Below are 15,130 nucleotides of genomic sequence, written 5' to 3'. Positions count from 1 at the left end.
TAATATAAAAAATAGTCAACTCTAAAATTATATATTTATAAAGTTAACTATTTTTGTGCAACATAAAATAATAAAGGTTTGGATAATTTTTTAACTCATTCTTCTTCTAATTTTTCATCTCTTTTTGATACTTCCAAAATTTTAAAATTAAATTCATCCGATAATATTTTTTTCATATCTTCTTGTGTGTAAAATCTATTTTTTACTCATATATCGTTTTCTTTATTTGATAGAACTTTTTGTTCAGAAAATAACTCTAAGTCATAAACTTTTACTTTTTCTAATCAATAATTTTTGTATTCTTCAGTAGAAAACATATCATGTATAGTAAAAATGAATTTCCCATTCTTTTTTAACAAGTTATAAATATTATTTAAAGCCATTCTTATTTTTTGTTCTTCAAGAATATTTGTCAAACCATTAAAAGAAAACAAAATAAAATCATATTTTTCTTTTTCATTAATTTTATCTATTATATTTTTATGCTTAAATAATATAGAATTATCAAAATTTCTTTTTTTGCAAGTATTAATAAATTTTTTATTTATGTCAATTGCTTCAATTTTAGAATTAGGGAACATTTTTTTTAATTCAAAAGTAGTTCTCCCTAGTCCACATCCAATATCGTATATTTTTAATTCTTTTGTATTATCAGAAAAATATTTTTTGATTATATTTTTTTCTGAATTTCAAAGACCTTTTTTTGTATATTCTTCATAATCATTAAAAGTTTTTTTAGAAGAATAAAATTTATTAATATTATTTGTTTTAAAAATAATTAATGAAGTTGTAATTATAAGTATTGACAATATTAATATAATAAGCGAATAACTTAAATATGCTCAATAATAACTAAATTCATTGTTAAAAAATGTAAATAAAATTATAAGTAAATTAGAAACTATAACTCTAGTAGCTAGTGATCAACCATTTTGCTTATGAAAATCTTTTTTATTAAATAGTTTGTATGATTCAGAATAAAAGGTTGGTAATGTGATACTAAAAATAAACTGTTGAATAGTGTTGATCAAAAAATAATATGTGAAAATAACATAAGAAGAAGTTGTTAATTTTTCTATAAAAATTCATGAACTAGCTAAAATAAGCATTACTATCATTAGTATATGTAATTTTATTTTAGATTTATTAAAATGATTTAATATCATTAATAAAGTAGTAGCTATTAAACCACTTATTGACATAGTTAATGTGAATCAAAAAGATCATTCATTATAGTTATAATCTTTAATATATGCGAAAAATTGTATTAATCCCGCTTGTCTAGGATAAAGTAATATACCAATTAAAATAGAAAAAGAAAAAATAAATATTCAGCTTGATAATTTAGTTTTTTTATTATCTTGTGAAATAGTTTTTTTAGAAAATTCAATTGAATTTATATTAAGTTTTAAACTTCAATACAATATACCAGATATTAAATAAGTAATAATATTAAAAACTATCAGTCAATAAAATTGTAAATAATTATATAAATAAAATGACATTAAAGGCGAAAGAACAAAACCTATTGATGTAGCAAGAGAATTACCAATATTAAAAGATTTTAAAGTTTTTTCATCTGTAGCTAAATAATATAAAATATTTTTTAAATGAATAAAACGATAAGAATGTATGGTTCCCAGTATAGTTGATAAAACAATTAATATAATTGAAAAGATGTTAGAAGTTAAAAATCAAATAGAAATAATAAATACTATAAATAGAAAAAAAGCACTTAAAATATCAGTTAATAATAATGCGATTTTATCTTTAAGAATTTTTACTAATTTATTTGAAAAAATATAAATAATTATTGATGGCAATTGAATTAATAAATATAATAAAGTAACCAATCAAAAATCCCCAGATATTTTATATATATAAATTGCTGAAGAAATTTTGAATGCTTCAGAACCGATTAATGATATTCCTACTGCCGAAACATATTTAAAAAGATTAAAATTAAAGGATTTCTTCATTTATAAGCTCCATAAAAATTAACATATAATAGATATTTTTACTTAAAACATTAGACTCATAACTATGAATTTTGTCAGCAGGTAAAGTTATTGTAATTGAGTTTTCATATTGTAGTTCTGTAATATCAGTAGACCCAGATCCAAAATATAACTGATATGGTAGTGAATATTTATTACATAATGTTTTTAGTTTTTCTAGTAATGATAAATTAACAGCTGTAAAAGTATCAGAAACTCTTATTAATATACCTCCAATATCCCACTGATCACTTTCTGAAGATTCGATATTAATAATTAATTTAATTTTTTTATTTTGTATCCAATTTTTATTTTCTTTAGAAGATTGTAATAATATTTCTTCTCTTGTTGTAAATATATAATTAATTGATGAAAAACTATTTAAACTCAAAATACAAGCAACTGACATTCTATTGTCAGAATTTCTACTTTTAATAAATACTTTATCAACAATAGTTTTTGTAGAAGGGAATATTTGATATATATCATTTTTATTTAATGAATTAGATTTTTTGTCAGAAAAAAATAAAGTAGGTCTATTTATTTTTCTATTTTTTTCGGCTGAAAAAATGTTATTATCTTTTTTATTGCAATTTATATCAAAAATAAAATTAGATTTTTTATCATATACGTTATAAATTCCATCTATTCAATTCATAGTACCTAAGTTATAAATATTGCCATTTACAACTATTCCTCCCACTTCATCTAAGTGAGAAATAAAAACTACTTTTTTATTATTTGAAATATTAAAAAAAATACTATTTTTTTTATCTCTTCTAACATTGAAATCATTTGTTAAAAAATTAATTTCAAATCCAGGTAAAGTAGGTTTTTCATAAGAACTAATAATTTTTTTTATTATTAAAGAATTATTTTTTAATAATAAATCTAAAAAATAATTATTTTTTTATATTCCTTATTGATAAATTTATATATTTTTTTAATATCAGAAAATATATAATTATTTAAATATTTTTCTATACTTTTAAATTTAAAATATTTAACATGATATTTATCATAGTCATAATGTTTATAAATAAAGAAAGTATTAAATAAATTTAAATTTATTGCGTTTCTTAATAGTGCTCATGATTTTATTTCTTTAATTAAATTACTATTAAATTTATATACTGATTCTAAATCATTTACTAATTCTGAAATTTTTCGATTCCTGTCATGTTTAAAATCATCAGAAAATATATAAACAAAAGATAAAATTTTTTGTAAAACAGCATAATTAACACTTATCTCATATATGTTGTTTAAATAATTATTTTTATTAACAAAAGATAGAGTTATAGTTTCTAAGCTTACAATTTCTATTTTAAAATCAGATATATAGGTAATTAATAAGTTACCATCAAATTTACTATTAGATAATTTATTAGTTATTCACTGTAAAAAATTTTGTTTATCTGTTTCTTTTATATCTGATATGAAACAAAAATCTAAATCATTTATAGATCTTTTTAAAATATTATTTTTAGCGAGTATATAACTTCCTTTTAATATTAAAGAAATATTTGCTGAAAATAAAAAATTAAATTCGGATATTAAGTCATCAATAGATTTTAAAATTTTTCTATATATCATAAATTAAGGCAATAATTCCTTATCTGTTTCTCTAGGTAATAACTGAACATTTCTAATATCTTTTTCATCTATAATAAAAAGTACTAGTCTTTCTAATCCTAAACCAAAACCAGATGTTTCTAATTCGGATTCTAACTTCATTTTTAGATATCAATCATAATGTTTGGGATTATTATTGTGTTTTAGTATTGAATCATATGTCTCTTTATATGTTATACATCTTTGTCCAGAACCAACAGTTTCACCTATTCCAATTAATAAATCAGAGTTTAGCGCATAATCTTCTTCTATTTTTTGATAAAAAGGAACTAATTGTCATGGAAAGTTGCTTAATCAAATAATATTATTTTTAAATTTATTTATTAAATATTGTTCTCCCTTAGAATTAACACTTTCTATAAAATCATTTTCATTTAAATAAATTTTTTCTATACCAAGTGGATATTCTAATCTTAATAAAGAAATAACATGATCATGTTTTAAATCTATAACTTCATTAGATAATCATTTTTTTAATCTATTTGAATTATTATTATTAAAAAAATCAATTAAATTTTTATGTTTTTTTATTAATTCATTAACAATAAATTTAATGTAATCAATAATTTTTTCTTTACATTTTTTTAAATTACCTAACATTTCAATTTCAAAATGATTAAACTGATGTAAATGCCTATTATCAACCTGTTCTCCTCTAAAGGTATTTGTTATATATCCAACACTAGAAATATCTTTAGCTCTTAACATTAATTCAAGGTGAAATTGCATACTATCAGCCAAATAAAATTCATAATTTAAATTACTTTTAGAAATAACTTTATAAGGTTTTGAGTCGCTGCCTAATCCCATAGGACTAGTAACACTTTGAGTTGTAATTGGTAAATTAACTATTTCTACATTATTATTTTCCATTCAAATATAAGTTAATTTATTTATCACAGAAAATAATTTTAAAAGATTAGAATATCTTTCATTTTTTATTGTTTTTATAAAATCTTTTTTAAAATCTTCGAACATGTATACCTCTTTTTTTAATCGAATAATTTATTTATGCAATCATATAATTTTACTATTTTTAGTTTATTAAAACAAAAATAGTTATTTTTAAAAAATAAAAGTGAAAATATTTAAGTTTTTTCATAATTTTATATAAAAACGGCATTAGCCGTTTTATTAATTAAATATTAATATGAATTTGAGTCAGCTTCTGTAGATTCTAGAATCGATACTGAACGAGAAGTACCAAATCTAGTTGCGCCACTTTGATACATTTGTTCTAAATCATTTAAATTAGAAATTCCACCTGCTGCTTTTATTAATAATCTACCTTGTGCAATTTTTTGCATGATTTGAACATCTTCTAATGAAGCACCACGACTTGAAAAACCTGTTGAAGTTTTAATAAATTCTGCACCTGAATTAGCAACAATTTCAGTTACTTTTTCTAATTCTTCTTGTGTTAGTAATGCAGTTTCAACAATAACTTTTAAAATATTTTTTCCACAAACTTCTTTAACTGTTTTGATATCATTTAACACATAATCATAATCTTTATCTTTTAACTTACCAATATTAATAACCATATCAATTTCATCTGCACCAGCTTTTAATGACTCAGATGCTTCGAAAGCTTTAACAGATGAAAATGATGCTCCTAATGGAAAACCAACAACTGTAGTAATACCAATTTCACTTCCTTTTAAAAATTCTTTGGCATAAGGAATTCAAGCACTATTAATACATACTGTTTTAAAATTATATTTTTTTGCTTCATTTAATAATTTATCAATTTGAGCTTTTGTAGTGTCAGCTTTTAATAAAGTATGATCAATCATTCTATTGTATTGTTCTTTCATAATAACCTCTTAAATAATTTAGCTTAATTTAGCTAAAATAATTTTATTTTCTACTTTTTCATTATTATATTTAAAAGCTTGTTTCAATTCATTAACTAATTCAATATCAATTTCTTTTGAAGAATATAATGTAAATAAAAGATCATTTTTATCAACTCATTCATTCGTTTTTTTATTTAATGTTATACCTGCTTCAAAATCTATTTTATCTGCTTTAGTTGCTCTTCCAGCACCTAATTTCATTGCTACTTTTCCAAAAGTTAATGAATCAAAAATATCTAAATAACCTTTTTGATCAGATCTTATTTCTAATTTATATTTAGGATTTCAGAATTTAGGATCTTCTATAGCACTATAATTACCACCTTGTAAAGTAATAAATTCTTTAAATTTAGCTTTAGCTGCGCCATTTTCGATAACTTCTTTAACTTTTTCTAAGCCTTCTTCGTAAGTATTAACTGCTTTAGCTTGAAGTAAAATAGTTGCACATGAAGAATATACTAATTCGTTAAAATCAGTTGGACCTTTACCTTCTAATGTTCAAAGAGCTTCTAAAACTTCATTTTTATTACCTATTTCTCTTCCTATTGGTCTGTTCATATTAGTTATTTCTGCTCTAACATCAACATTTAATTCTTTACCAATAGCAATCATAGCATTACCTAAAGCTTTAGCTTCTTCAAGATTTTTCATAAATGCACCATTACCACATTTAACATCTAAAAGAATGGCATCAGATCCAGTTGCTAATTTTTTAGACATAATACTTGAAGCTATTAATTCAATTGATTGTACTGTGCCAGTAACATCTCTTAATGCATATAATAATTTATCAGCAGGAACTAAATTTTGACTTTGTCCCATTATTGCTATTTTATGTTTTTTTACTTGTTCGATAAAATCTTTATCACTTAATTCAACACTAAAACCAGGTATTGATTCTAATTTATCAATTGTACCACCTGTATGACCCAATCCTCTTCCAGACATTTTAGCAACCGGCACGCCACAAGCCGCAACAATTGGGCCAACTGCTAAAGTGGTTTTATCACCAACTCCTCCAGTAGAGTGTTTATCTACTTTTATTCCTGGAATTTCACTTAAATCAATTGTTGCACCAGAATACATCATTGTTTTAGTGAATTGAGCTAACTCTTGACTATTCATACCATTAAAAACAACTGCCATTAAAAAAGCTGACATTTGATAATCAGGAGTTTCTCCTTTAACATAAGAATTTAATAAAAATTCAATTTCTTCTTTTGTTAAATTTTGATTAAAACGTTTTTTTTCAATTAAATCTACTACTCTCATTTTATTTTGCTAAACTTAATGCAATCTCCATAACTTTTGTAAACGCAGTTTGTCTTTCATGAGCTGAAATAATTTCATGAGTAATTAAATTATCACTAACTGTTAAAATACTTGCTGCTTCTTTGCCTAAGGCTTCTGCATTAGTAAATAATGCATAAGTTTCATTATCAATACAAATTGCTTTAGTTTTTGCAATTGTATCTTCTAAATTTAAACAAGAATAAAATACATCAGACGTATGTATTCTTCCTTCATTTAATTTAATATTTTTACTTTTGGCAATAGCTCTGATTTCATCATTTAATTTTGCAGAAGGATAATTAACTATTCCTTCTTTTTTTGCTACTAATTTTCTAAAAACATCACTATCAGCTATTGCTTCTGTACCAAGGACAATTTCGTACATTCCTAATTCTTTTAAGTAAGAACCAGTTGAGCCGGTTCTTATTATTCTATCAACATCATAAAATTTAAATAATTCATATGAATAAATACCCATTGAAGGCATACCCATACCGCTTGCTGCTATTGATATTGGTTTATTTTTGTAAGTGCCAGTATAAATATAAATATTTCTTATATCACTAACTAATTTATAACCTGGATCTAAAAAAGTTTCAGCAATAAATTTTGCTCTTAAAGGATCTCCTGGCATAATAACTGTTTTTGCAATTTCGCCTTTTTTAGCATTTATATGTGGTGTCATATAATATATTCTCCTTTAAATAAAACTTTTTATTATCTAGCTAAATTTAAAGCAATTTCCATCATTTTAGTAAATGCTGTTTGTCTTTCATGAGCACTAGTTTCTTCATGAGTAATTAAATTATCACTAATAGTTAATAAACAAGCTGCTTCCTTGCCAGTTATTTCAGCATTAGTAAATAAAGCATAGGATTCCATTTCTACACAAAGTGCTTGAGATTCAGAAATTCTCTCTTCAAGTGGAACTGCTGAATAAAAGACATCTGAAGAATGAACTCTTCCAATATTTAATTTAGTATTTTGTGCTTTAGCAATTGCTTTAATTTCCTCATTTAATTTACTTGAAGGTAAAGCAATTCTACCTTCTTTGCCTAAAGCAATTCTTCTATAAGCATCACCATCAGCATATGCTTCTGAAGCTAAAACAACTTCATATAAACCTAAATCTTTTTGATAAGAACCAGCTGAACCAATTCTAATAATTCTATCAACGTCATAAAATTTAAATAATTCATAAGAATAAATGCCTATTGAAGGGCAACCCATTCCACTACCTGCTACAGTAACTGGTTTACCTTTATATGTTCCTGTAAACATAAACATATTTCTTACTGAATTAACTAATTTATAACCTGGATCTAAAAAAGTTTCAGCAATAAATTTTGCTCTTAAAGGATCTCCTGGCATAATAACTGTTTTTGCAATTTCTTCTTTTTTAGCCTGAATATGTGGCGTCATAAATTCTCCTTAAATTAATTATTATTAAATAAATAAATTTAAAGTTAATATATATTAGTATATTAACTCTTACATATTAATTATAATATTTATTATAAAATTATAAATAATTTGCTTTTAAAGGAAAAAATGCGCAAAAAACTAACTCTTTTAACAGGTGATATAAATACAGGACATCAAAAGGCTATTCTGTTTGATTTATTATCACAAACCTTAATTAATTATCAAATTTTATGAAAAGAAAGAAATGATGAGTATCAAATTTTATTTGATTTAAAAGAAATAACAAATGATAAAAATTATCAAATTATTATTTCTTTAATAGATAATAATACATATGAAATTTTTGAAAGAATTTGAAAAAAATATCAAATTTCATTAGAATTTGATACCTTTTACAAACAAATGCAAATTGATTTAAAACAATTATCATATTGTGCTTTTGAAATACTAATTTATCTTTTACATTGACTTTTAAAAAATAATTTTCTTTTAGATACTATAAAAAATATTTTTCTTTATTTTTGTCAAATTTTTTGTTTAAAAATCAATAAATTAAGTCAAATTAATAAATTATTTAATTATTTGAATAAAACTAAAAAAATTAATTATGAAAAAGCTTTAGAATATTTAAAAAATGCTTTAATTTATAATTTTGAGCAAATTTAAGTAGATTTAATGTTATTTTTTAAAAAATTAGTTAATTCTACTAATTTTTTAGTTATCCCAATTTCACTTTGAGAATGACCGCTTTTTTTAATTAAAAATAATTTAGAATTTAAAAGTTTTTGATGCAATTCAAAAGCAGCTGAAGGTAAACAATCTAAATCGTATTCTCCATGTACTATAAAAATAGGAATATCTTTAATTTTTTCAATATTATTTAAAATATAATTTTCTTCAATAAAACAATTATGATAAAAATATCAATTTTCTAAAAGTGCTAATGCACTATGATTTTTAAGATTTTTTGAATTAAATTTTATTTTATTAACTGAAACAAGCATTGTTTCTCATTTTGCTCAAGCTAATAATGCTTTTTCTTTAAGTTGATGATTATTACTATGCATTAAATGATAATATGAAGCAACAATATTTTTTTGTTCTTTTTTATTTAATAAATTTATATACTCTTGATATTCATATGGTTTAAAGTATGAAGCTCCTTCTTGATATAATCAAGAAATATCTTTTTTTCTACCCAAAAAAACACCTCTTAAAATCATTTTTGAAACATTTTCTGGATATTTGATACCATAAAGTAATGATAAAGTTGTTCCTCAAGAACCACCAAATAGAATTCATTTTTTAATTTTTAATTTTTTTCGTAATTTTTCAATATCTTCTACTAAATCTCAAGTAGTATTATTTTTTAATTCTAAAAAAGGTTTAGATTTTCCACAGCCTCTTTGATCAAATAAAACAATTTTATAATGTTGAGGATCAAAAAATCTTCTAGATATTTTAGAAGTACCACCACCAGGGCCGCCATGTACATACAATATTGCTTGTCCGTTAGGATTGCCACTTATTTCATAATAAATTTGATGAATTTGATCAACTTTTAAATAATTTTTTTCATAAGGTTCAATTGGGCTAAATAAATATTTTAAATAATTTTGCATATTTAGATTTTACTAAAAAAGATATTTTAATAAATATCTTTTAAAGTAAGGTTTTGAATTTTTTGACATAAAAATGTTTAGTTATTAAAATTAAAGTTAAATATAAGAAAACTAAAGCAATTAAAATAACAAAATAAATTGCTGGTAAAGGAGTTAATTTTAAAGCTGTATTTATAAATGGTAAATATGGAACTAATGTAGCTATTAAAATAGCTAAAAAAGTCGAAGAAATTAGCATTATCGAAGAAAAAGAATTAACAAAAGGAATTTTTTCCGTTCTAATAAAATGAATTATTAAAGCTTGAGTTCACATTGATAAAACAAATCAACCTGTATGAAAAATCATTATATATAATTGATTATCCATTGTTATATTTAAATGATCTAATAATCAAAATCTTAAAATTATGAAAAACAAAATATCTATTAAAGAACTAATTGGTCCAAAAATAAACATAAATTTGTAAATACTTTTACTATCTCATTTGCGTGGTTTATTAATAAAATCTTTATCCACTTTATCTCAAGGTATGGCAGCACAAGAAATATCATAAATTAAATTTAAAAATAAAATTTGAATTCCAAGCATTGGAACAAAATTCAAAAGAATTGAAGCGAAAACAATACTTATAATATTACCAAAATTACTACTTACAGTCATTTTGATATATTTGTTCATATTAGCATAAGTTTTTCTTCCTTCAATTATTCCAGTTGCTAAAACATTAAGATCTTTTTCTAAAAGAATAATATTTGCTGTTTCTTTAGCTATATCTACTGCTGTATCAACAGAAATTGAAACATCAGCTACTTTCATAGCTGGAGCATCATTTATACCATCTCCCATATACCCAACAACATGATTATTAGCTCTTAAAGCATTAATTACACGGGCCTTTTGATCAGGACTTAATTTAGCATAAATATCATAATCGTTAGCAATTTTAATTAATTCTTCATCATTAATATCAAGTAAATCTTTACCAAGCATTATTTTATCAACGGGTATACCTACTTTAGCACAAATAGCTTTAGTTACACGGGCGTTATCTCCTGTGAGAATTTTTACATTCACACCTAAATTATGTAAGTGTTTAATGGCAGAAGCTGTCGATTCTTTAGGAGGATCTAAAAAAGCTAAATAACCAATTAAAATCATTTCTTGTTCATCATTAATATTATATTTATCTGTTTTAAAGGTATCTTTACGAGCAACACCTAAAACACGCATACCTTGATCATTCAAATAATCTACATGTTTTAAAACTTTATTAATCATTTCTTTAGTTAATAATTGAATTTCGTTGTTATATTCAATATATTTACAAATGCTCAAAATTTCTTCTATAGCTCCTTTAGTAATTAATTCTATATTAGTTTTATTTTCTTTTTGACTAACAATAACAGACATTCTTTTACGCTGAAAATCAAAAGGAATTTCATCAATTTTTAAATATTTTTTCTCTAAATTTTGTAAGATTTGATTTTCATCAGCTAATTCTTCAGTTCTTTCTATAATGGATAAATCTAGTAAATTTTTCAAACCAGTTTGGAAAAAACTATTTAAAAATCCATATTTTAAAACTTTTGTATTTTCTTGTCCATTAACATCTAAATGTTTTTCTAATATAACTTGATCTAAAGTTAAAGTTCCTGTTTTATCTGTACAAAAAATATCAATTGCTCCAAAATTTTGAATAGAATTAAGATTTTTAACAATTGTTTTTTTCTTTGCCATATTTGAAGCAGTTTTGGCCAAGGTGCTTGTTACTATCATAGGTAACATTTCCGGCGTTAAACCTACAGCAACAGACATAGCAAAAGCTAAAGCGTCCAATCAAGTTTTATCTCTGTGAAAATCGCCTTTAAAACCTGTGATTAAAAAAACTAAAGGAACAATTATTAACATTATTCTTATCAATAATCAAGAAACTTTTTTAATTCCTTTTTCAAAATCACTTTCTGTAGGTTTTTCATTTACTTTTTGAGCTATTTGACCTAAATAAGTTTGATTCCCAGTAACTATGACTATTGCTTTAGCTGATCCACTAATAACATTAGAACCCATAAAAGCTAAATTATTTATATCTGTAATATTAGCATCATTTTTATTATTAATGTTTTGTGCGAATTTTTCAATAGCATCACTTTCACCCGTTAATGATGATTGCGAAACGAATAAATCTTTAGCACGTAAAATTCTCACATCTGCGGGAATAATATCACCAGCTGCTAAATTAACAATGTCTCCTGCTACAACATTTTCTAAAGGAATTTCATAAAAAATTCCTTCTCTTTCTACTCTTGTAGTAGTTCTTACCATTTTAACTAATTTTTCAGCACTAGCAGCACTTTTGCTCTCATTAATAAAATTTAAAACACCACTTATAATTACCATGATTAAAATAATTATCGTCGTAGAAATAGCACTAATAGGTTCGAAACTTTCTTTTCTTACTAAAGGCAAAATAATATCTGTTACTAAAGATATAAAAACTAAAATTAATAAAATGATATTAAAAGGATTAATAAAAGCATGAAATAATCTATTTCATAAAGTGTTTTTATTTTTTTTAATTAATTTATTAGATCCAAATTTTTCTTTATTTAATTCAATTTGATTTTGCGTTAAACCTTTTGAACTAGAATTAAAATAATTATAAAGTTCTTGTTGTTTCATTTGGGAGAAATTAAGCAAATTATTCTTAATATTATTTGAATTATTATTTAATATAGTTTTATTATTTTTCATATTCCTCCCTTTTAAAATTAATTTAATAATTATCAATTATTCGTTGATGATTTTTTAAATTTTTTTTCTCATAAGCTTCTAAAATTTCTTTTTCGCTATAATTAAGTAATTTTGCACTTCCTAAAACTAAAGCAAAAATTTCACTTATATTGTATTTATTAGTATGAGACATTGCTTTAGTTACCGCAGAAAATAATAAGGTAAATTGTTCATTAATATTTTTTGAATTTACAATTAATGGTTCAATTTCTTCATCTACATGATATTTATAACCTAAGGATCCAAGAAAATGTAAAACATCGGCAAATTCTTCTAAAATTTTGTCTTTATCAACATATTTATGTTTTTTTCAATATTTAAATGATTGTACTTCATTAACAAATTCAGCAATTTCAATCAAAGTAGCTAACATCATTTGTTGATGTTTATTATTTGTTTTGATTTTATTAAGTGCTAAATCTTTTCTTTGTGCAATTTTTTGATCTAGTTCTTTTTGCATTGCAAAAATATTTTTTAAATTCATAATAATATTATAAATAAAAAAGGGAATTATACCCTTTTTATTTGTTTTCATTTTGTAATTCTTTGGCAAAAAATACATTATCAATAATTTCATTAAGAACATACATATATTTTTCTTCATCGCTTTTGCTATTAATATTACCATCTTCTTTTTTAGGAATTCCTACTTCACGATAACCAAAAACATTTAAAAATGTTTCTTTAATAGCTTTTTGTTGATCTTCTGTAAACATTCATAATGATTGTGTTATATTTTCAACTTTAGGATCAAGATTGTGTTTATAAGTAAAACTAATTTGACTTAGATCTATTTTTAATAAATTAAGAAATTTAGTAGAATTACTAATATTTTGTTTAATTTGATCTTTATCTATATATTCAATAGTACTATAAAGTAAAACTCTAAAAATGTCTGTTGATTCGTTTTTAGAAGCAAAAATAGTTAATTTTTCAATCGCGTTTTTAATGCCTTCTAAATATTTATCAAAATTAGTTTCAGTTATTTTACTTTGGAATGGATCAATTTGAATTCTATATTCTTGTTTATCTAAAGTTATGTTGCTAATGTTTTCATCAAAAACTTTATTTTCTATCATAAAGTTTTTACTATCAGTTAAAGCAGCAAAAAAATTAGTAAAATTATTTCTTGCTTCTTCTTGAGTAGCTAATTCTGCACCAATTAAAATACCTGGTAAATAATCTGAAATACCTTTTGCTTGATTAAAAGTTGCCACATTAAAAAATTTATTATTTACTGTATCAACAAAATTATTTCCTGTAGCAAACCCCAAAACATTTGTAGCATAAACTAAAAATGGAGTAGTTGATACAACTTTAATTAATCCACCTGAAAAACGAGAAATGATTCTTTTTCTAGGTTTTATTTGTCTTGTTAATAATTTTTTTATTCTTGTTAATTTAGCAATTATAGAGAATATCAAAGAAAATAATAATCAAATAATAATATAAACAATTACTATAAGTAAGCTTAAAATTAATGGTTTTAAAATAGTAGTTATTTCATTATAAGAAATATCATCAATACCAATTGTTTCTTCAAAAAATTTAGAAACAATAGAGTGTTGAATTAATTTAAAAATTATTAATGCTAAAGGCAAGGAAGCAATTCAACTAATTGTGGAAACAATTAAAGAACCGATTGATTTTCAAAAACCTTTTTTAAAACCAATTATAAAAGCTATTAAAATAGTTAATGCTATAAAAATTAAAGGAATATATCAAAAATAATTATTTTGATTAAAATTAAAATATTTATTTATTCATTCGGTTATAAACATTAAGCCTCCTCTGTCTCAATATAACGACAATTATTTTGAATTTTTCAAGGATCTTTAAGATTTAAATGATCAACAAATAATTTTCCTTCCAAATGATCATATTCGTGCTGAAAAACAATTGCTAAATATCCGCTCAAATCCAAAGTTATTTCTTTTTTTTGTGTATATGAATAAGCTTTTGCTAAAATTCTACTTTTTCTATGAACAAAACCATCTTGTTCTTTAATATTAGAACCAACAGATAAACATCCTTCGCCTTGTTCTAAAGCTATTGATGATTCTGAAGTAGAAATTATAAAAGGATTTATTAAAACATCTTTTAATATTTTTTGTGGAATTGCAGAATTTTTAATAAAATTAGCTCCATTAATGTAAAACATTCTCTTAGGTATGCCGTATTGAATGGCAGCAACTCCAACTGCAGGTTGAAAATTATATTTTTTATTTTCAGTTTGACTAATATCAACGTGTCAAATCATTTTTTGAGCCAATAAATCATCTTCTTCGCTCAAAGGTAATTTAACTTCTTGTGATTTTTGTCTTAAAATTTTGGCTGGTAATTTAACTAAATCTATTTTAAAATTCATACAATTATTTTAACAACTAAAACAAAATAAAAAAATAATTAAACAAAAAGATTATTTTTTAAAAGTAAAAATATTAAATTTTCAAAGATTTAAATAAAATTAATTTTCTTATTTAAATCATTCAATTTTCATTTTTAAAA

Annotated in this window: 14 protein-coding genes; 1 reads left to right on the top strand and 13 read right to left on the bottom strand. The window is 22.9% G+C overall.

What is annotated here, in order from left to right; all coding sequences use genetic code 4:
* Positions 1 to 47 precede the first annotated feature (47 nt).
* The 8 genes from NPA14_RS01210 to deoD form a co-directional block, all read right to left on the bottom strand.
* Positions 48 to 1,979 (bottom strand): MFS transporter, encoded by a 1,932-nt coding sequence (locus NPA14_RS01210; protein ID WP_257076207.1) that lies wholly within the window; start codon positions 1,977 to 1,979, stop codon positions 48 to 50.
* The gene (locus tag NPA14_RS01205; RefSeq protein WP_257076206.1) at positions 1,963 to 2,655 is read right to left on the bottom strand and encodes a hypothetical protein; all 693 of its coding nucleotides are present in this window, start codon (positions 2,653 to 2,655) and stop codon (positions 1,963 to 1,965) included. The genes NPA14_RS01210 and NPA14_RS01205 overlap by 17 nt, the downstream gene beginning before the upstream one ends.
* Positions 2,656 to 2,888: 233 nt before the next feature.
* On the bottom strand, positions 2,889 to 3,593 hold the full coding sequence (locus tag NPA14_RS01200; protein ID WP_257076204.1) for a hypothetical protein: 705 nt from the start codon (positions 3,591 to 3,593) through the stop codon (positions 2,889 to 2,891).
* A gap of 3 nt (positions 3,594 to 3,596) precedes the next feature.
* On the bottom strand, positions 3,597 to 4,628 hold the full coding sequence (locus NPA14_RS01195; protein WP_306428731.1) for an asparagine synthetase A: 1,032 nt from the start codon (positions 4,626 to 4,628) through the stop codon (positions 3,597 to 3,599).
* Positions 4,629 to 4,777: 149 nt separating this feature from the next.
* On the bottom strand, positions 4,778 to 5,449 hold the full coding sequence (deoC, locus tag NPA14_RS01190) for a deoxyribose-phosphate aldolase (RefSeq protein WP_257076202.1): 672 nt from the start codon (positions 5,447 to 5,449) through the stop codon (positions 4,778 to 4,780).
* An 18-nt stretch (positions 5,450 to 5,467) separates the two neighbouring features.
* The gene (locus NPA14_RS01185) at positions 5,468 to 6,763 is read right to left on the bottom strand and encodes a pyrimidine-nucleoside phosphorylase (RefSeq protein ID WP_257076200.1); all 1,296 of its coding nucleotides are present in this window, start codon (positions 6,761 to 6,763) and stop codon (positions 5,468 to 5,470) included.
* Between the two features lies 1 nt (position 6,764).
* A complete protein-coding gene (locus NPA14_RS01180; RefSeq protein ID WP_257076198.1) occupies positions 6,765 to 7,469 on the bottom strand; it encodes a purine-nucleoside phosphorylase in 705 nt (234 codons plus the stop codon).
* A 32-nt stretch (positions 7,470 to 7,501) separates the two neighbouring features.
* Positions 7,502 to 8,206 (bottom strand): purine-nucleoside phosphorylase, encoded by a 705-nt coding sequence (gene deoD, locus NPA14_RS01175; RefSeq protein WP_257076197.1) that lies wholly within the window; start codon positions 8,204 to 8,206, stop codon positions 7,502 to 7,504.
* Between the two features lie 129 nt (positions 8,207 to 8,335).
* Here deoD and NPA14_RS01170 point away from each other — a divergent pair, with 129 nt between their 5' ends.
* Positions 8,336 to 8,875: a hypothetical protein gene (locus NPA14_RS01170; RefSeq protein WP_257076196.1), complete on the top strand. Its 540-nt coding sequence runs from the start codon at positions 8,336 to 8,338 to the stop codon at positions 8,873 to 8,875.
* On the opposite strand, the gene pip is transcribed toward NPA14_RS01170, so the two are convergent.
* Genes pip through def form a run of 5 tightly spaced genes read right to left on the bottom strand, consistent with a single transcriptional unit; the run spans position 8,872 to position 14,990 of the window.
* Positions 8,872 to 9,831: a prolyl aminopeptidase gene (pip, locus tag NPA14_RS01165; RefSeq protein WP_257076195.1), complete on the bottom strand. Its 960-nt coding sequence runs from the start codon at positions 9,829 to 9,831 to the stop codon at positions 8,872 to 8,874. The two genes, NPA14_RS01170 and pip, sit on opposite strands and share 4 nt — an antisense overlap.
* Positions 9,832 to 9,871: 40 nt before the next feature.
* Complete coding sequence (gene mgtA / locus NPA14_RS01160) at positions 9,872 to 12,583, bottom strand: magnesium-translocating P-type ATPase (protein ID WP_257076194.1); 2,712 nt, start codon at positions 12,581 to 12,583, stop codon at positions 9,872 to 9,874.
* A gap of 22 nt (positions 12,584 to 12,605) precedes the next feature.
* Complete coding sequence (locus NPA14_RS01155) at positions 12,606 to 13,106, bottom strand: dUTP diphosphatase (protein WP_257076192.1); 501 nt, start codon at positions 13,104 to 13,106, stop codon at positions 12,606 to 12,608.
* A gap of 37 nt (positions 13,107 to 13,143) precedes the next feature.
* A complete protein-coding gene (locus tag NPA14_RS01150; RefSeq protein ID WP_257076190.1) occupies positions 13,144 to 14,403 on the bottom strand; it encodes a hypothetical protein in 1,260 nt (419 codons plus the stop codon).
* Positions 14,403 to 14,990, bottom strand: a complete 588-nt coding sequence (gene def, locus NPA14_RS01145) for a peptide deformylase (protein ID WP_257076189.1) — start codon at positions 14,988 to 14,990, stop codon at positions 14,403 to 14,405. The genes NPA14_RS01150 and def overlap by 1 nt, the downstream gene beginning before the upstream one ends.
* Between the last annotated feature and the right edge of the window lie 140 nt (positions 14,991 to 15,130).

This window comes from Mycoplasma sp. 1018B (assembly GCF_024582675.1).
In the GTDB taxonomy this organism is placed as follows: Bacteria; Bacillota_I; Bacilli_A; order Mycoplasmatales; family Metamycoplasmataceae; genus Mycoplasmopsis.
This window is presented reverse-complemented; position numbering and strand designations above follow the sequence as displayed.